Below are 18,511 nucleotides of genomic sequence, written 5' to 3'. Positions count from 1 at the left end.
GCTAACCCCCATAGTTTAGGGGGCGTGGGCTGTGGTCTTAGTCGGCGCTCACAGCGTCCAGGCCATCCGTAATGAGGGCCACAAAGTCTTTCTGATCCACCACAGGAATACCCAGCTCAATGGCTTTTTCCTGTTTTGATCCCGCACCGGGTCCCGCCACGACCACGGTGGTGTTTTTACTCACACTGGAGACAGGTACTCCCCCGGCAGCCCGAACCGCTTCAGCGGCCCCATCGCGAGTGAAACCCTCCACACTGCCGGTCACGACAACCTTGGCCCCAGCGAGCGGGCCGTCCTGCTGTGTCGAGCTCTGAGGCGACCAGTCCGGGTCGACAAACCGCACACCCGATGCTCGCCACGACTCCAGAATCTGCTGATGCCAGTCCACTGCCAGCCAGTCAACAATTGATTGGGCGATAGTGGGCCCCACCCCGTCGATGGCAGCGAGTTGCTCGCTGCCAGCTTTTTCGATGGCGTCGAGGGAACCAAAATGCCCAGCGAGCGCCCGGGCCGCTACCGGACCGACGTGTCGAATATTGAGACTCACCAGGAGACGCCAGAGCGGTTTCTCTCGAGCTTGGGCCAGCTGATCAATCAGTTCAATGGCCGCCTTAGAGGGAACTTCTGTCTCGGTCCCCGCAAACTCACCGCCGTCTCGATAGGGCGGGTCGTCTTTGCCGCGCTTTCTCCTAAATGGACTCAAGACAACCGGCTCTCCGGTTTCGGAATCCACCCGCGGTTGGCCGGTGTCAACATCTCGGGGCTGGTAATCGATGGGGAAAATATCTTCCACACTCAAGCCAAAAAGTCCCGCCTCAGACTCAAGCGGAGGCGGTGAGGGCCGCAAGGGTTGGGTCAACGCAAAAGCACTGACTTCACCTAATCCTTCAATATCGAGGCCGCCGCGCGAACCAATGTGTTCGATGCGTCCGCGCACCTGCGCGGGGCAGCTTTGCTGGTTCGGGCAGCGCAAATCGATATCGCCCTCCTTTTGGGGGGCAAGGGCAGTGTGGCATTCCGGACAGTGAGTGGGCATTTCAAAGGGACGCTCTGACCCATCACGCCGTTCCACGACAGGGCCCAACACTTCAGGGATCACATCACCGGCTTTGCGAATCACCACGTGATCGCCAATGAGCACACCTTTGGCTTTGACGACATCTTGGTTGTGCAGGGTGGCCCGCTCGACTTCACTTCCCGCGACAGTGACCGGATCGAGCACGGCGTAGGGGGTGGCTCGACCTGTGCGGCCCACACTGACCACGATGTCGCGCAGGATAGTGGTCACCTGCTCTGGCGGGTACTTGTAGGCGACGGCCCACCGTGGCGCCCTCGAGGTTGCGCCCAGTTCACGCTGCGTCGCCCACGAATCCACCTTGACGACTACCCCATCAATTTCGTGGTCCAGTTCGTCACGGCGTTCGTTCAACCGGTGAATGAAGTCGATCACTCCTGCCTGGTCACTGTGCACTTCAGCCAGGGACGACACCGGCAGACCCCAGGAGCCCAACAGGTCATACAGCTCACTTTGGGTTGATAGTGGTGGTTCGGGCCACGCCCCAATTCCGTGAACGGTCATCTGCAGTTGGGAAATCCGCCAGCGCCCCGACTCCTGTTTGGCCGCGCTACGCCCGTCAAGTTTTTGACGCAGCGACCCCGACGCTGCGTTTCGCGGATTAGCAAATACTCGCTCGCCCGCCTCGGCGAGGGTGGCGTTCATATCGTGAAAGGTTTGAACGGGAAAGAACACTTCACCGCGCACTTCGACAACGGGTGGGTGGTCACTGCCCTCAAGCGCCCTGGGCAGTCCCGGAATGTGGTGAACATTTTCGCTGACATCTTCACCGGTGACACCATCACCCCTGGTGGCCGCCGTCATCAGTTGCCCGTGTTCGTAGTGAAGGTTGATGGCCAGGCCATCGATTTTGGGTTCACACAAAAACTGTGCGTGAGGGTATTCGGCGTGAATCTTGGCCAACCACTCGAGCATTTCCTCATCGGAAAACACGTTGTCCAGGCTGTACATCCGCTCGGCATGCACCAGGGGAGAAAAAAGTGTTGACTGCCCGGCCCCCACAATCCGGGTGGGGGAATCGTCGGTGGCAAATTGCGGAAACTGTTCCTCGAGCGCTTCTAACCGTGCGACCATTTCGTCGTACTGGGCGTCATCGGCGAGGAGTTCGTTGCGCGCGTAGTAGGCGTCCCTGAGGGCGTAGATGTTGGCCGCCAGAGCGTCCATTTCTTGTCGAGCCTCAGACTCCTGCACGATGCCATTCTAAACCGGCGGTGTGACCGACCTGGGTTGGGAAAACATCAGGACGCTTTAGAAGGGCTGCTCGTCGGGCATTCCCGTGCGCAACTCGGCGGCGAGGTGGCCAAGATCGTTGTGAGTGATCAGCACCGCCGGTTTTGCCGTGCGCACGCGAATGATGGTCAAGCCACAGTGGGCTTGGTTGATTCCCATCCAACGCCACGGCGCGGCCCCGAACACTTCGCGAACAAACCAGGCAATCACAAAGTTGTGAGTGATCAATAGTTCGTGGGTGTCACCTTGTCCCACAGAAAGCCATTCCGCTGTGGCGTCAGCCATTTGGGCTTCACCGGCCTGAATTTCTTCGTCACTCACTCCACCAAAGAACGACTCAAACACGCCAGGCATATCTGCGCTTGGCCCACTGGGAACACAGTCCATCAGCAATGCGGAAGGCTCCGGCGTGAGTGACGGGAGGCGGTTAGTCATGGTGTGGGCAGTGTCCAGCGCGCGCTGAAGCGGTGAGGTGTACGCGTGGGTGAAGGGCACCCCGCTCAGGCGCTCGGCGATGGCCTCGGCTTGGCGCATACCCCGCGGAGACAGCGGCCCTTCCGGGAGGCCGTATTCGGCGTCGACTTGTTCACCATGTCGTACAAGGTAGAGATACCGCGACACCGTGTGTCTCACTTTCCGAGGAGGTCGACCCACAGTGAGTGGGCAATCGAACCGGCTCCTAGTCTGCTACGAGTGACCCCACGCTGTCGAGGGCCGTGTCGCTGATCGCTCCCACCGCGACCGCGCTGAGTGGCCCTCCGGCAACACTCGCTGCCAAGTCCCTCACAGAATCCAGGGTCACCAAGTCGAGTCGCCTCAAGGCTTCATCTCGGTCGACAAATTCACCCGTGTGAATCTCGGATCGGCCCAAGCGCACCATCCGGGTGTCTGTGCTCTCCAGCGCCAGGGAGCTCGCACCCTGGAGGTTGCCGAGTGTGCGCTCGAGTTCTTCCTCGGTGATTCCCTCTGCAACGATCTCTCGGAAAATGTCCTGCATCACGCGAACGACAGTGTCGACGTATTCAGGTCCGGTACCAGCGGCCATCCCAAACAGCCCCGCATCGGAGTAGTGGCCTGAGTAGGCGTAGACGCTGTAGGCCAGGCCGCGCTTCTCGCGAATCTCTTGAAATAGCCTCGACGACATCCCACCACCCAGCACGGTGGTCAGCACGGCCGCGGTGGAGCGTCGTTCATCTGTCTGGGTGAGCCCTGGTGTGGCCAACACCACCGTGGATTGTTCCAACGGTCGATGGATGAGCTTCTTAGTGGGTTCTTGTGGGAGGGTCGGTGCCACCGTCGTGCGCCTTGGCACGGGAGGTGCCTGCTGGTCGAGTGGCCAGCCGTAGCGCTCTAGGGCCTCTAACAGTGTCCGTACGGCGTGGTTGTGGTCGACGGCGCCTGCCAGGGTCACCACAAGGTGATCGGGGCGGTAGTAGCGCTCGTAGTGGGCGACGACTTGATCCCTGGATGCGGCTTCGATGCTTTCCGGCGAACCGCCGATCGGGCGCCCCAGCGGGTGGTCACCCATCACCGCTTCGGCAATCCGCTCGTGGGCAACATCCGCAGCGTCGTCATCGGCCATGGCGAGCTCTTCGAGGATGACCCGACGCTCAACGTCGAATTCGTCCACGTCAATCAATGATGAGGAGACCATGTCGGCCAGAACATCAATGGCCATGTCCACATCGCGGTCTTGCACTTTGGCGTAGTAGCAGGTGTGCTCTTTTGCCGTCAGCGCGTTGTGTTCACCACCGACGCGGTCAAAGGCCACCGCAATATCCATCGCCGTGCGACGGGGCGTGCCTTTGAACAGGAGGTGTTCGAGGAAGTGGGTGGAGCCGTATGCCACAGCGTCTTCATCACGGCTCCCGACGGGCACCCAGAAGCCCACCGAGGTGCTTGCAGCGCCCGGTACCCATTCGGTGAGGATGCGTAGCCCTGAAGGGTGCACGGTGCGACGAAAGTGTGCCCCCTGAGAAATGGTGCTCGCGATTTCTGGAACGTCAAGGGGAAGATCAATAGCTTCAGACACAATCGCCGAGCCTACTGGCAGAAAGTCAGCAGCGCCTGCACGGATACGAAGTCTCCAGAAACGCCAAATGGGCCGGAGCTCTCGCTCCGGCCCACAGGCTATTACGGGTGCTTAGGCCTTCTTGGCAGCGGCAACCGCGACCATTCCGAAGCCCACCTTGTTCAACACGTCGGCAATGACGAAGATGATTGCGGCGAGGCTGACGGCGAGGCCGACATCCGCTCCACCAAGGGTGAGGAATTCCTCAACAGCAACACCGACGGGGTAGATCGTCCAACCGAAGAGCACGAAGCGACGCATGATGCGTACGGCGCGTGCTGCGTAGTCGGGCATTCCGTCGAGCTTCACCTGGTACACCGCGTACACGATGTAGAACCACGCGAGGCTGGAAATGATGAAGAAGATCCAGTTGTTCGCTGAACCTGGTTCTCCAACTTCACCGAGGTAACCGGTGACGATCATGATGATGTCCGCCACGATGATCTTGGTCATGAAGCTCTTGGTCGCGCCACCAGCGATGGCAACAATGAGACCAAATTCCACCAGCAGAAGCGGGGTGGTGAGCAGCCAGTCAATGTAACGGTAGGGCATCGTTGCACCAACATCAGCGGTTGTGGCCTGGTCAAAGAAGCCGACGAAGTCGGTCATGATCCAGTACATAATCGCGGCGATGAAGGTGATGATGCCGGCATAGGTTGCAGTCATGCGGTGTTCGGGCTTGATGTCATTGCGCTCGAGAACGAAGTACAGCGTTCCCGCGGCCATGGCCACAAATCCGAGCATGAAGAATGCCTGCGTAATAGCGAGCAGATCCATTGTTCTCCCTCGAAAGGTTTTGGGTTTTTACTTGTCCGCCCGCCGCCACGACGGAATGTCGGCGGGTGGTGGGGGTGGTCCCCCGCACTAATCGACGGAGTCAAACTGCCCTCCACGACTAGCGCCCCACAGGCTACCGCGATGGCGTGAACCAATGTCTAGGTGAAACCCCAAATTCACCTGAAAAGAAACTGGGAACCTTTTGTAGGTAATCGACAAAAGCGATGTGGATAAGGGTCAAGAAACAGCAAAGGGGCGGAAATTTCCGCCCCTTTGAACTGATTGGTTCTCTTAGCCGTCTTCGCCGTCATCTCCTGATGGAGCACCCTGATCCAACACGGGGCTCAGCGAAAGCTTGCCACGGTCATCAATCTTGGTGATTTCCACCTGGACTTTTTGGCCCACGGAGAGCACTTCTTCAATGTCCTCCACGCGCTTACCACCGGCGAGCTTGCGCACCTCTGAGATGTGCAAGAGGCCATCTTTACCGGGCATCAGCGACACGAATGCGCCGAAGGTGGCCAGCTTGACGACAGTACCGAGGTACTGTTCACCGATTTCCGGCGTGACCGGGTTAGCGATCGCGTTCACCCGTGAACGGGCTTCGTCGGCAATCGCCTGGTCGGTCGCACCGATGTACACCGTGCCGTCATCCTCAATCGAGATCTGAGCACCAGTCTCGTCTTGGATGGCGTTAATGGTTTTACCCTTCGGTCCGATGAGTTCACCGATCTTGTCCTCAGGGATTTGCACACTGATCACGCGCGGCGCGGTAGGTGCCATCTCATCGGGCTCACTAATGGCCTGATTCATCACGTCAAGAATGCTGAGTCGAGCCTCTTTGGCTTGACCCAACGCGCCCGACAGGACACTCGCGGGAAGACCATCGAGTTTGGTGTCCAACTGGATTGCGGTGATGAAGTCCTTCGTGCCGGCGACCTTGAAGTCCATGTCGCCCAGGGCGTCTTCGGCGCCGAGGATGTCGGTCAATGCGCTGTAGTGCATCTTTCCGTCAACCTCTTCGCTGATCAGACCCATCGCAATACCCGCAACCGGGGCACGCAGTGGCACACCGGCGTCCAGCATCGACAGGGTCGATGCGCACACCGAACCCATTGAAGTAGAACCGTTGGAGCCAAGGGCCTCGGATACCTGACGAATGGCGTAGGGGAACTCTTCACGGGTCGGAAGAACCGGAACAAGTGCCCGCTCGGCCAAGAAACCGTGACCGATTTCTCGACGCTTCGGCGAACCCACACGACCGGTTTCACCTGTCGAGTAGGGCGGGAAGTTGTAGTGGTGCATGTAACGCTTGCTCGTCACAGGGCTCAACGAATCAAGTTGCTGCTCCAACTTCAACATGTTCAGCGTGGTCACACCCAGGATCTGAGTGTCACCTCGTTGGAACAGTGCGGAACCGTGTACTCGGGGAATAACTTCCACTTCGGCGTCTAGCCCACGAATCTGCTCCGGGGTGCGACCGTCCATACGGATACCTTCGGTGAGCACGCGGCGGCGCATCACCGATTTGGTGACGGACTTGTACGCAGCACCCACCATGGCGTTGGCTTCCTCAGGAAGCTCTCCGGCCTCCACCTTTTGGGCGATTGTGGCTTTAACCTGAGTTTTCAGCTCATCGTCTTTGGCCTGACGCTCCTGCTTGTCGGCGATTTGGTAGACCGCAGCCAAATCGGTTGCCGCCAAGTCCTGAACGGCCTTGTAGACCTCATCGGTGTAGTCCGCAAAGCGGGGGTAGTCCTGGACTTCTTTGGCGGAGTCTTTGGCCATTGCGGCCTGGGCCTCAATGAGTTGACGCAAGAAGGGTTTCGCCGCTTCCAAACCACCAGCAACGACGTCCTCATCGGGCTTGGTTGCACCAGCCTGGATGAGGTTCCAGCTACCTTCAGTGGCTTCCGCTTCGACCATCATGATTGCGACGTCGTCGGTGCCATCGTCTTGTTTCACTACACGACCGGCGACCATCATGTCGAAGACCGCTTCGTCGAGCTGGGCGTGAGTGGGGAACGCGACCCACTGCGAACCAATCAGCGCAATACGCACTGCGCCAATGGGACCGCTAAAGGGCAAACCGGAAATCTGGGTCGATGCACTTGCCGCGTTAATTGCGAGAGCGTCGTAGAACTCACCGGGTGCAATCGAGAGCACGGTGATGACAATCTGCACTTCGTTTCGAAGGCCCGTGGCAAACGAGGGACGCAGTGGCCGGTCGATCAAACGGCAGACCAAAATGGCTTCCGTGGAGGGGCGACCCTCACGGCGGAAGAACGATCCGGGGATCTTGCCGGCAGCGTATTGACGCTCTTCGACGTCAACGGTCAGTGGGAAAAAGTCGAACCCTTCACGAGGGTGCTTTCCCGCGCTAGTTGCCGAGAGCAACATGGTTTCTTCATCCAGGTATGCCGCGACGGCTCCTTGGGCTTGCTGGGCGAGGCGCCCAGTCTCAAAGCGAATCGTGCGCTTACCAAACGAACCGTTATCTAAAACAGCCTCGGCAAACGTAATGTCGTCACCTTCCATAGGTGTATCTCCTTTATGTCATCGCACACCGTCTGCGCGGCGATGCCGCGCAGAATCACGGTCTGGATGACTCGGGGAGACTGGCCAACAGTAGAAGTGCACTGTGAGGTTGACCTGACAGTAGACCACCACCGGTGACCAGCTTCATGCCGGAGCGTTCCAGACGCGAAGGTATGCAGTTTTTTCCGCGCGCAACAGCGCGCTCCCCCAGGCTAGCAGGCGGCGGCGGAAAAAGCGGGATAGTGCCTAGCGGCGAAGGCCCAGGCGCTCAATCAGTACGCGGTAACGACCGATGTCGACACGCTGGAGGTAACCCAGCAGGCGGCGACGCTGACCCACCAGAAGCAGCAGTCCACGACGCGAGTGGTGGTCGTGCTTGTGGGTCTTCAGGTGCTCAGTAAGTTCAGTGATCCGGTGCGTCATGAGAGCAATTTGGACCTCGGGTGAACCCGTGTCACCGGGGTGGGTCTGGTACTGCTCGACGATGGACTTTTTGGTCTCGGGACTAATGCTCATAGTGAACCCACCTTTGCTCTCTCGCTGCGCGGCGCCCCAACCCGATGTTGAAGCTCTCTTTATCCGCGGCCGTTACACGGCGCAACGCCCTAGCTTAGCACCGCAATCACCCACCCTCCCCCACACGGAAGTCGGTGAATCAGACCCCCTGCCCACACCCTTTCCTCCGCCGTGCACCTGGCACTAACCTGGTCTCAAGTCACTCGCCAAATAAGGGATTAGGTCATGGACACGTCATCGGATAGCCCCGTCACCGAACTCACCACAGAAGAGTGCTGGCAGTTACTGGCCTCACACGAAGTGGGCCGGTTAGCGACCACGGCGGGCGGTGTGTTGGATATCTTCCCCATTACCTACGTCGTGGACAACGAATCGTTGGTATTCCGCACCGGGCCAGGAACAAAGCTCGTGGAGCTGACCATCAACGAAAACGTCGCGTTCGAAATCGACCACTACGACGACCGCGAGGGTTACAGTGTGGTGCTTCACGGTCACGCCCAACAGTTGGACACCATGTCGGAAGTCGACCAAGCGAAAACGTTAGGAATTCCGGATCTTTTTCCGACCGAGCGTCCTCGGGTTGTGCGAATAAATCCCACCCACATCACGGGTCGGCGCTTCCGCAGGAGCTAAAGCGCCCCCTCCAAGCGGCTGGTTTTTGTGACCGTTTTGTGACCACAAAAACTCTTGACCAGAAGGCGCCAACGGGTTCACACTGAAGAGAAGTTACTCGCCGCCCAGGAGAGTCGGAGGCATCGCCCCACCACTGGGCGGCGAGGTTCTTTTCTGGGGCTGCGATCGGGTTCTTTTTTACGGCTCCCGCTGGAGCCTCAGCATCCGATGCGGTCGCTGCTAGTGCCCGAAGTGCAACCGATCACGTGCGTCAATGAGCTCGCCCACCAATGCCCCTTCCCAGTCTTCCCGGCCAGGAGGCACCCCCCGCTCATCCCGGTGTCGAGTGAGTGCTAAGCGAACCGCGACGGCAATAAACCGATCGAGCTGTTTGGTGAGCCCTCGCTTTTTGGCCCACCGAAGGGCGACCACGCGACCGGATGCGGTGGTGAGGAAACCCATCTCTTGGTCAGCAATCACACCTGCTCTGGCGTAGTAGCCAAGATTTTCCCGCAAAATGGCGGCTTTCTGGTTGCGAAGCCACCACACCAACAGCACCGCGCCGATAAAGAGCGGGACCTGGACGATGAAGAAATACACGTAGAAAGAACTGACTACAAACAGCGCGCCGTTCCACAGCGCGTGCAACAACACGGCCGGAATAAACCCTCTGAGGAACGCCCCGAGGGCTACACGCCGCACGCCTTTTTCTGCTGCGCGGCCCAACGAGTAACCAATGAGGGCGGTGAACATCACGTGGGCAAACGGTGACATTAACCCCCGCACGATGAACGTTTCAACAAACACGTCCCCGCCCTGGGCAATGGCGGCACCGAAGTAGAGAATGTTTTCGCTAAACGCAAAACCTGCCGCCGACCAGGCCGCGTACACCACACCATCGATCGGGCCATCGAGGCGGTTGCGCCCAACCCAAAACAACACCCACACCGCAAGACCTTTACCAAACTCCTCCACTAGCGGTGCTTGCACGGTGGGCCCCAGCACAGCCGATAGAGCTTCTGGGCTGCCCGCCAGTGCCGAGCTACCCCACACCCAGGCATCAACACCTAAGGCAATGACCACCGCAACCCCTGCGCCAAAAAGGAAGGCGAACCAGGTCGCTGCCGGGGGTTCTGGTTCGAATCGGTCAATCCATCGAATCCCCCACGCCACAATGGCGAGAGGAACCAGCGCCACGACGGCAGAAATCACCAGCAGTGGGCCGCCCAAATTACCTGCCAGCGTGTCCAACGCGACCAGGGTGGCAACCCCCACCAGGACAAAACCCACAATCACAAGAGCGCTGATGGCGAGCGTTCTTCCAAACGGCGAGCCCCCACCCGGAGGCTTTTTGGCTGCACTCATCCGCTAGAGACTAGTCGTCTGGGTCGACAGCGGGCAGAACAATCTGACTGGTCGCATCACTGAGGCCACTCAAGCGATCCGGGTGCAAAGCCTTATCCAACTCGCTTTCTTCCATCAGGCCTTCTTGGAGGACCAATTCGCGAATAGACCGGTGACCCTCCAGCGCTTTATGGGCCAACTCGGCAGCTTTGCGGTAGCCAATTGCTGGCGTGAGCGCCGTGACGACACCCACACTGGAAGCGACCTGGGCGGCCAGTCGATCCTCGTTGGCGGTGATTCCCACCACGCAGTTCACGCGCAGTGTGCGACAGGCTTTCGTCATCCACATCAAGGATTGAAGGATGGACGCCGCCATCACCGGCTCGAAGGCGTTGAGTTGCAACTGTCCCGCTTCAGCTGCCGCACACACGGTCGCATCGGAACCAATTACCGAAAAGGCCACCTGGTTCACGACTTCCGGAATCACCGGGTTGACCTTGCCGGGCATGATCGACGAACCCGCTTGGACTGCGGGAAGGTTAATTTCCCCCAACCCCGCTTGGGGTCCGCTGGAGAGTAGGCGCAGGTCGTTGCAGATCTTCGAGATTTTTACGGCCGAGCGCTTCAACACACCACTGAGGGTCATGAACACACCGACATCGCTGGTCGCTTCAATCAGATCTGGTGCCGTGCGGATGTCGAGCCCTGTCACCTCTGCCAAATGGGACCGGACGGCTTCCGCGTAGCGGGAATCGGCGGTAATCCCGGTGCCGATGGCGGTGGCGCCCATGTTGACCTCACACAGGAAGGCAATCACTTCACCGAGGCGATCGAAATCTTCCGAGATGGTGGTCTTAAAACCACCAAATTCTTGACCGAGAGTCATCGGCACCGCGTCTTGAAGCTGGGTGCGACCCACTTTCAGGACGTCCCGAAATTCAACGGCTTTGTCCCCAAAGGCTTCCGCCAGAGCGCGGTGTTCGGGCAGGAGGGCCTGGATGCCACGCACCATGGCCAATTTGATTGCGGTCGGATAGACATCGTTGGTGCTCTGTGAGCGATTGACGTCATCGATGGGGTGGAGGTACTGATACTCGCCCTTGTGGTGTCCCAACAGTTCCAGGGCACGGTTGGCGATGATTTCATTCGCACACATGTTGGTCGATGTCCCCGCACCACCTTGAATGGCGCCGAGCACAAACTGGTCGTGCAAGTACCCGTCAATAATTTCCTGACAGGCCGCGTCAATCGCGTCCGCTTTGTCTTTTTCCAAGACACCCAAATCGCGGTTGGCTCTGGCGGCAGCCTGTTTTACTCGCGCCAAGGCGACTAGCAGGTCAGGGTAGTTAGAGATTGCCCGGCGACTAATGGGGAAGTTGTGCAAGGCCCTGGCGGTGTGAACCCCCCAGTAGGCATCGGCGGGAACCTCCATCTCACCCAGAGAGTCACGCTCCACACGCATGGCGACGTTGGCTTCTTCGCTGCCAAGCCCCGGGTGGAAAACAGCACGTCCCGTCCCGTCTTGGTCAATTGTGGGTCCTGGTCCCGTGGTGTCCACCATGCTGGCCTCCGCCTCACGCTTCACTGGTCCTGCTCGAGCCCAGCATAGGAGCTTGGGTCTTAACCGGGACCGAACACTGCGGCGTTATCGAGCAACAGCTATGTGACCAATTCACATCTAGTGGATAAGCAGGGTTCGCTCCTATGCTCGGGGTATCAACACAGCGAAGGAGATCACCCATGTCTGAGCCCACAATCGAATTTTATGGAGCCCAATGGTGTGGCGACTGTCGCCGGGCTCAAGCCTTAATGGAGCACTTCGGTGTGGATTTCAATTACCACGACATCGATGCCAGCGAAGCCGACAAAGCACGTGCCATCGAAATCAGCGGGTTGCAGAAAATTCCCGTCCTTCTCTTCCCCGACGGCAGTCACCTGAGTGAACCGTCAAGCCCGCTTCTCCAGGAAAAGTTGACAGAGCTGAATCTGATTTAGCCCTGAACCCCACTCTGTTCTCGTTGTGCACCAATGAGCTGCCGGGGCCATCGGCGTGAAAACCCGCGCAGATGGCACGGTGCTGTGGACGCTTCGAGACATTAGTGAAAGCGACCGTTGCCCCTACGCGGCGCTGAAAAACTACGCCTGCCTGGTGGAGGGCACCACACCAGTGGCCGCCATCAGTCGGCCCATTGCGCAACTCATGGGCCGCGCCCTTCGAGACCACAGGCTGCGGGTGGAACAGTTTTGGCGCCACAACAACCCGACCATCGCGAACTGGAGGGATACAGACGGGGCTCAAGCCCTGCCGGATCTTCTAGACGGTGAGACGTCAGTTCTTGCCCCCACCATCGAATGGGTCGACCCTGATCACGGGTTACTCATTGAAGGAGGGGCCGATGCGCTGATCTCCCATCTGGATGGGGCCTACGAAATGGAGCAGGCCCGTTTGGGCAAGTCCACGATGCGGCGGCAACTGATCGAGCTCGCCGGGCTACACAGCGGGTTCACACAGTTAGGGGTTGCCCTCTCACCCACCGCGGTGATGAATTTTGCCCACACGGGTCGCCAGCGCTTTGAACTGCAGGACTCATGGGATGCGTGGAGGACTGCGTGTGATGGCTTAGCCCAGGCTGTGCGGGCTTATCACCAAGGCGAGTTGTCACTGGAGTGGTCCACGACGCCACTGGATCAGTGCGGACGGCAAAGCTGCGCGTGGTGCCAAATCGAGCTGTCCCCGCACGACGATCTGTTCCTCATTGCCCGGCTTCGAAGAACCCACCGGCGGATTCTTCGTGCGCGGGGGATTACCACCATGACCGCCTTCGCGGAAGCATCTTCCGATGAAATCGATGACGTATTGGCCGGCGCCGACCCGGTCGAGGTTCAAAGCTCCCACCGTCAAGCCACCCTTCAAGTCCTCACCAAGCGCTCAGGAGGGGGCCGACCCGCAACCAGCGTGGTCAATTCCACCAGATTGGCCACGCTGAATACCCTCCAGCCAGGTGATATCTATTTGGACTTCGAGGGTGATCCTGCCTACCACGAATGGCCCGATGGCAGTGCGTGGAACCCTAGGGCTGAGGGGGCCCAGTCGTGGTTGGGTATCGACTATCTCATTGGCGTAATGGAGGGCGACAGTGGGGAATACCACTCGTGGTGGTCCAGCGACTTCGCCTCTGAAGCCACAGCGTTTCGGGATTTTCTGGACTGGATCGCTAACCGCCTCAGCAACTACCCCACCATGTCGATTTACCACTACGCAGACTATGAAGCCACAGCCCTGCGACGCTTGGCCGAACGTCACGCAGACCCCCGGAATGTCATAGCCCAGATCGAATCGGGGGGAACACTTGTCGACCTCTACCGCTTGGTGATGGCGAGCGTGGCGGTGGGGACATCGGGGTATGCGCTAAAAGATTTAGAAGCACTCTATTTTGAGCCAGACACACGCTCAGGTATTAGTGGCGGAGGCGAATCGGTTCTTGCCTTTAGCCGCTACCTCAAGGCCACGCAATCTGGGAACCACTCTGAAGCGAAGCGGATTAGTCACACCATTCTTGACTACAACCGCCTTGACACACTCTCCACGAGGGCCCTGCATCACTGGCTACTGGAGCGAAGAGCTATAGAAGAAACACCCCACTAAGCACACACTGGGCACCTCGCGGCTACTGGGAACACTGGGGCTACTGGGAACAGTGGGGCTACTGGCCGAGGTCAAACTCTTCTGCTGCGCGGCGGTCGTATTCGCTTCGCACGCGGTGGTAGTCATTCCAGTCATCTAACGGGTCTTCCCCATCGGGAAACACCTTGAGGCGAAGTTCTTCTAGGTCATCGTGCTCACCCTCAAGGGCTCGGGTCCACTCGTCGAGCTCACGCATTCGCGCCTCAAGTTCCACTAAACCGGCATTGTCCATACGGCTTGGCATGACTACTGCTCCCCTCTGTCTCGACACTGTGGATCCACGGCGTGGGCAGTCTACGAGCCGACCCTTTTACACTGGCGCTAAGGCCACGGCGTGTGGTTCCAGAAAGGCCCGCTAAGAAACGATGCATCCGATTCGACGAGGCCTCCTGTGGGGTGCTGCGGGCCTGATCGCGCTCTTCGTGATCAACGCACTTTCTGCGGTCATCACCGGAGCCGATGACCCCTTCCCACCGGCGCCAGTAACGCAGCCTCACACGGATACTCAGTCATCAGAGGGCTCCAGCCCTGATGCTCCTGTGGAGGGTGGACCAGATGGCAACCTCGAGCAGCCGGACAGCCGCAGCAGGGAACCCGACGATTTGAGCGCCCGAGAGATGTTGCAGAGCATTCCCATTAAAGGTCGCGCCCCAAAGACCGGCTACGACAGGGAAGGTCAGTTTGGACGTGCGTGGTTCGACGTGGACGCCAATGGGTGCGACACAAGAAACGACATTTTGCAGCGGGACCTCGACAACCTGGTCCTCGAACGCGAGTGCACAGTACTTTCTGGCACTCTCGACGACCCGTTTAGTGGCGAAGTGATCGACTTTGAACGCGGAGAAGCCACCTCAATCCTTGTGCAAATCGACCATGTCGTGGCACTATCCAACGCCTGGCAGACCGGTGCGGCTCAACTGGACGCCGAAACCCGTCTCAGTTTTGCCAACGATCCGCTCAATCTGATTGCCGTGTCTGGTCGGCTAAACGCTCAAAAGGGCGACGGTGACGCTGCGACCTGGTTACCGCCCAAGGGTGACTTTTGGTGCGAATACGTCGCGAGGCAAGTGGCCGTGAAAGCCCACTACGACCTGTGGGTAACGCCGCCGGAATTTGAACGAATCGATACCATCCTCAGCGAATGCGGGAATCCACCCGCGCTCACCCCAGATCAACACGGCATGTTTCGACCGGGGTCACTTCCGGGGTTTTAGGACGCCCATTCGACACCGAGAACACCGTCGTCATCGCCAATAGTGACGGTTGCTCGAATAAACCCACCCGCGAGAGCGGAGGGCAACCACAATTTGGCATCGGGCCACATTCGGGAAAAAGGAATCTGGGTTTTAGGCCACCACTGGGGGATGAGCTCATCGCTGGGGGTGGGCTCACCCTCAAACTCTCTGACTAAAAAGGCGTGGGAGCGCTGGGACAGATGTGGCCTGGTGGGAAAGGGATAGTGGAGGGTGGCGATGGGAATGAGTGATGTTTCCTCGGCCACCAGCGTGGTTTCTTCAAAAAGTTCGCGCACGGCCGCCTGTCTCAGGCTTTCGCCGGATTCGACCTTCCCGCCAGGGCCAACGACCCGGCCCTGTCCAAGCCCGGTCTTTTTTTCACCTAACAGGATGTGTTCGGTGCCCTCAGACTGGAGAAGGGGGTAGACCACTACGACGTCGTACATTCGCAACAGGCTATCGTCAGGCCTTGGCTGGGGCTAGCCCACCTGTTAACGTGTGGAAACCCCTACACGAAATGGTGAACGTCGTGGAACCTCGTCCTGGACTGTTGCGTCAGAGTCTCGGTGTCCTCGCACTGGTGGCCGCTGCCACCCTCGCTGTCGCCCTTTTCACCCAAATCTCGGACCAAATCCACCATCAGGCTTTTGTTCCCGAAGAGTATTTTTCCTATTTTTCTATCCAAACCTCAATCGCCAACATGGTGGTACTGACCATTACTGGGCTTCACCAGCTTCAGTCCCACATGGATTCTCCTGCGCTTGTGGGGGTGCGCCATTCGCTGGTCGCGTACGCGATCGTGACCGGCTCGGTCTACAACCTGTTACTACGGGATTTACCCCCAAAGCCCGGTGGGTTTGTCTCAGATATTGCTTTTCCCAATGAAGTCATCCACGTCGTCATCCCGGCATACCTGGTGCTGGACTGGATTCTCAGTCCACACGGTGCCGCACTTCCGTGGCGTTCGATGGCGTGGGGGCTTGTCTACCCGATTGGATGGTTGGGCGGGACGCTTGTGCGGGGCGACCTCGCCGGCTGGTACCCCTACGCCTTTCTCAATCCCAGTAACCCCGCAGGGTGGTCGGGTGTGGGCGCACACGTCTTAGGAATAGCGCTGTTCATTAGTGCGCTGTTGGCAGCAGGCCTCATGCTGAACCGGCTGTATTGTCGACTGCGCTCTACTCGAGCGATGTCACAGTCTGCGGCGCTACCCGCGGATTTCTCCTCTGGCCTCTAAGGCCTGGATAAGGAGGTTTCCGAGCGCTGCTTCCTGCATCGTGCCTTCCACAGTGCTGGCCTCTTCATCCCCATCGAGGGCGCGAAGAGCTAAACCAGATTTTTGGTCGATGAGTTCAGCGATGCGCTGATCGACTGTCTGTGCGGCCACGATCCGCCAGGCCGTCACGGGCACATTTTGGCCAATTCGGTGGACCCGGTCGATGGCTTGGGTTTGTTCCGCACTGGTCCAACTGAGCTCCGCGAGGACCACGTTGGAGGCTGCTTGAAGGTTAACGCCGACGCCCGCCGCGGTGAGGGAACAGACAATGACGCCCACCGATTCGTCGGTAGTGAACCGGTCGATGGCGTCTTGGCGCACCTGACTGGTTTGGTCACCACGAATTTGGGTGGGGTTGAAACCTTTGTCGACAAAGTGTTGGTAGGCGACATCGAGCACGTCGATGTGTTTGGCGAAGAAGACAACCTTGCCGACGTTTCTCGCCAGTTGAGCGGTGTAATCAGCCGCCATCAATGCTTTGGCTTTACCAATTGTGCGCACCAAGGCGAACACGTTTTGTGAACTGTCGTCTTGCTTAGACTCTTCAATCTCTGAATGGCAGACCAAGCGAACCAAATCGGTATCGATTGTGGGTGTCGGTGTTCCCCGGGCGGCCACCACTCGGTCGTAACGGGCCATCAGGCGCTCCACAAGAGCACGCTCCGCGTCCCGAATGGATCGACCCGCCTCATCGTCCAACTCGACCGGAATATCGGCAATACGACGGGCAGGAATATCGCCGGCAACGTCTTCTTTTCGACGACGGACAATGCCCATGGAAATCACTGCCCGCCTGGCTTCGGCGAAGAACCCGGGATCAACCGGTGTGAGGCCCGTGTTTTCCAATTTGGCCATCAATTCGGTCAGGGGTTTCTTGTCGTCAATCCACCCCAGGAACTGCCAAATCATTCGAAAGTCTTCGATTTGGTTAATCAGGGGTGTTCCCGTGAGGGCCACCAAGAGGGGGTGTCCGAGCCTCGCCCGAATAGTGCCCGCCACAGCCTGAACCATTTTGGAACGCTGTGATTCGCGATTTTTGATGAAGTGGGCTTCGTCAACGACCATGCCTCGGAAGTCAAACTTTGACAGCCATCCGACGTGTCGATCGAGAATGTCGTAGTTCACAATAAACACTTCACTAAAAGCATCCAATTCGCCGCCATCACCGTGAACAACCGTGGCACGACGGCCGGGAATCCATTTCTCGACCTCCCGGGCCCAGTTCGTTTTCACCACGTTGGGCACCACGACAAGGAGCGGGAAGGCTTCGGCGACTTCCGCAGCCATCAACGCTTGAGCTGTCTTACCCAGACCAGGCTCATCGGCGAGGAGGAAGGTCCGGTGACCCGCTTTCGCAGCCTCCACAAAGCTCGATTGGTGGGGCATCAATTCGATGCCCCCTGGTGTGGAAAGGCCAGCCGGTTCAGGCAATTCCATACTCGCCGCACCACCGCCGGAGCCCTGTTCGAACGCTCTAAAGAGCGGTTCGATCAGCTCCCAGTTGACCAGTCGTCCTTCGGCGCGCCCAGTGGACTGGGCGTAGGCCGCGAAATCGGGGGCCATAAAAGGGTTGGCCAGCTGTGCTTGACGCACCGACTGTGGCACCACCTGTTTTGCCGCCTCAGGGCTGGGTGTTTCCACCCGATCCACAATGATGAGCTCTTCGGGGGCGAGCTGGGCGCCACTGGCGAGGAGGAAATCGCGTCGAAGCCGCTTCGCAGCTTCCGACACTTTGGCTTCCGGTGCCAACAGGGCAATCAGGCTGGTGTCTTTAGCCGCGGTTTTTGCCATGATGGCCGCCAAACCATCCAGGCGTTTGAGTACTTCAGCGCGTTCTTGGGTCGACACTTCAGCGTCATCTTTGACGCGGTTTCGCTCTTCGCGCACCAGAAGTGCGGCGACCTGGAACTTTGTGCGGTTTTGGGCGTTGACTTTGCCTCTTGCGGCTTGCGATTCGACCTCACGCACAGCCCGCGCGAGCACGGGAATAATGCCCTCGTCATCTAAGGGGCGCCTACGCGATTTCGACTTTGAGCCGTTGCGCGACGCCGTTTTCGCGGCACCTGTGTGGGCCATGCATCTCCTTGTGTTGCACCGTGACACCACCAACGAACCGAGAAACGCTCTCTCTGGGTGTCCTCACGCCCACCAG

The 18,511-nt window shown here is 58.9% G+C and carries 16 protein-coding genes; 5 read left to right on the top strand and 11 right to left on the bottom strand.

Annotated elements, in window-relative coordinates; all coding sequences use genetic code 11:
* Positions 1-37 precede the first annotated feature (37 nt).
* From ligA to rpsO, 6 genes are all read right to left on the bottom strand, one after another.
* On the bottom strand, positions 38-2,266 hold the full coding sequence (ligA, locus tag C3B54_RS03200) for an NAD-dependent DNA ligase LigA (RefSeq protein ID WP_281256243.1): 2,229 nt from the start codon (positions 2,264-2,266) through the stop codon (positions 38-40).
* A 57-nt stretch (positions 2,267-2,323) separates the two neighbouring features.
* Positions 2,324-2,926, bottom strand: coding sequence for a histidine phosphatase family protein (locus tag C3B54_RS03195; protein WP_104913211.1), 603 nt, complete (start codon positions 2,924-2,926; stop codon positions 2,324-2,326).
* 58 nt (positions 2,927-2,984) lie between these two features.
* Positions 2,985-4,337, bottom strand: a complete 1,353-nt coding sequence (locus C3B54_RS03190) for a M16 family metallopeptidase (protein ID WP_104913210.1) — start codon at positions 4,335-4,337, stop codon at positions 2,985-2,987.
* Positions 4,338-4,448: 111 nt separating this feature from the next.
* On the bottom strand, positions 4,449-5,153 hold the full coding sequence (locus C3B54_RS03185) for a bacteriorhodopsin (RefSeq protein ID WP_104913209.1): 705 nt from the start codon (positions 5,151-5,153) through the stop codon (positions 4,449-4,451).
* Positions 5,154-5,444: 291 nt separating this feature from the next.
* Positions 5,445-7,691: a polyribonucleotide nucleotidyltransferase gene (locus C3B54_RS03180; protein WP_104913208.1), complete on the bottom strand. Its 2,247-nt coding sequence runs from the start codon at positions 7,689-7,691 to the stop codon at positions 5,445-5,447.
* A gap of 246 nt (positions 7,692-7,937) precedes the next feature.
* Positions 7,938-8,207, bottom strand: a complete 270-nt coding sequence (gene rpsO, locus C3B54_RS03175; RefSeq protein ID WP_104913207.1) for a 30S ribosomal protein S15 — start codon at positions 8,205-8,207, stop codon at positions 7,938-7,940.
* Positions 8,208-8,432: 225 nt separating this feature from the next.
* On the opposite strand from rpsO, the gene C3B54_RS03170 reads away from it, so the two are divergent.
* Positions 8,433-8,840, top strand: a complete 408-nt coding sequence (locus C3B54_RS03170; protein WP_104913206.1) for a pyridoxamine 5'-phosphate oxidase family protein — start codon at positions 8,433-8,435, stop codon at positions 8,838-8,840.
* Positions 8,841-9,059: 219 nt separating this feature from the next.
* Here C3B54_RS03170 and C3B54_RS03165 read toward each other — a convergent pair whose 3' ends face one another.
* Complete coding sequence (locus C3B54_RS03165) at positions 9,060-10,184, bottom strand: PrsW family intramembrane metalloprotease (RefSeq protein ID WP_104913205.1); 1,125 nt, start codon at positions 10,182-10,184, stop codon at positions 9,060-9,062.
* A 10-nt stretch (positions 10,185-10,194) separates the two neighbouring features.
* Positions 10,195-11,625, bottom strand: coding sequence for an aspartate ammonia-lyase (locus C3B54_RS03160; RefSeq protein WP_104914239.1), 1,431 nt, complete (start codon positions 11,623-11,625; stop codon positions 10,195-10,197).
* A gap of 278 nt (positions 11,626-11,903) precedes the next feature.
* On the opposite strand from C3B54_RS03160, the gene C3B54_RS03155 reads away from it, so the two are divergent.
* Together C3B54_RS03155 and C3B54_RS03150 are read left to right on the top strand one after the other, a co-directional pair.
* The gene (locus C3B54_RS03155; protein ID WP_104913204.1) at positions 11,904-12,158 is read left to right on the top strand and encodes a glutaredoxin family protein; all 255 of its coding nucleotides are present in this window, start codon (positions 11,904-11,906) and stop codon (positions 12,156-12,158) included.
* 55 nt (positions 12,159-12,213) lie between these two features.
* The gene (locus C3B54_RS03150) at positions 12,214-13,809 is read left to right on the top strand and encodes a TM0106 family RecB-like putative nuclease (protein WP_158665493.1); all 1,596 of its coding nucleotides are present in this window, start codon (positions 12,214-12,216) and stop codon (positions 13,807-13,809) included.
* A gap of 58 nt (positions 13,810-13,867) precedes the next feature.
* Here the strand turns inward: C3B54_RS03150 and C3B54_RS03145 are convergent, their stop codons facing one another.
* On the bottom strand, positions 13,868-14,092 hold the full coding sequence (locus C3B54_RS03145) for a hypothetical protein (protein ID WP_158665492.1): 225 nt from the start codon (positions 14,090-14,092) through the stop codon (positions 13,868-13,870).
* A 121-nt stretch (positions 14,093-14,213) separates the two neighbouring features.
* Between C3B54_RS03145 and C3B54_RS03140 the strand changes: the two genes are divergently transcribed.
* Positions 14,214-15,062: a GmrSD restriction endonuclease domain-containing protein gene (locus C3B54_RS03140; protein ID WP_104913201.1), complete on the top strand. Its 849-nt coding sequence runs from the start codon at positions 14,214-14,216 to the stop codon at positions 15,060-15,062.
* On the opposite strand, the gene C3B54_RS03135 is transcribed toward C3B54_RS03140, so the two are convergent.
* On the bottom strand, positions 15,059-15,529 hold the full coding sequence (locus C3B54_RS03135) for an 8-oxo-dGTP diphosphatase (protein WP_104913200.1): 471 nt from the start codon (positions 15,527-15,529) through the stop codon (positions 15,059-15,061). The genes C3B54_RS03140 and C3B54_RS03135 overlap by 4 nt on opposite strands.
* A gap of 83 nt (positions 15,530-15,612) precedes the next feature.
* On the opposite strand from C3B54_RS03135, the gene C3B54_RS03130 reads away from it, so the two are divergent.
* The gene (locus tag C3B54_RS03130) at positions 15,613-16,320 is read left to right on the top strand and encodes a Pr6Pr family membrane protein (protein ID WP_158665491.1); all 708 of its coding nucleotides are present in this window, start codon (positions 15,613-15,615) and stop codon (positions 16,318-16,320) included.
* Here the strand turns inward: C3B54_RS03130 and C3B54_RS03125 are convergent.
* Positions 16,291-18,435 (bottom strand): DEAD/DEAH box helicase, encoded by a 2,145-nt coding sequence (locus C3B54_RS03125; protein WP_104913198.1) that lies wholly within the window; start codon positions 18,433-18,435, stop codon positions 16,291-16,293. The genes C3B54_RS03130 and C3B54_RS03125 overlap by 30 nt on opposite strands.
* Between the last annotated feature and the right edge of the window lie 76 nt (positions 18,436-18,511).

This window comes from Pontimonas salivibrio, assembly GCF_002950575.1.
Taxonomy (GTDB): Bacteria; Actinomycetota; Actinomycetes; order Actinomycetales; family Microbacteriaceae; genus Pontimonas; species Pontimonas salivibrio.
This window is presented reverse-complemented; position numbering and strand designations above follow the sequence as displayed.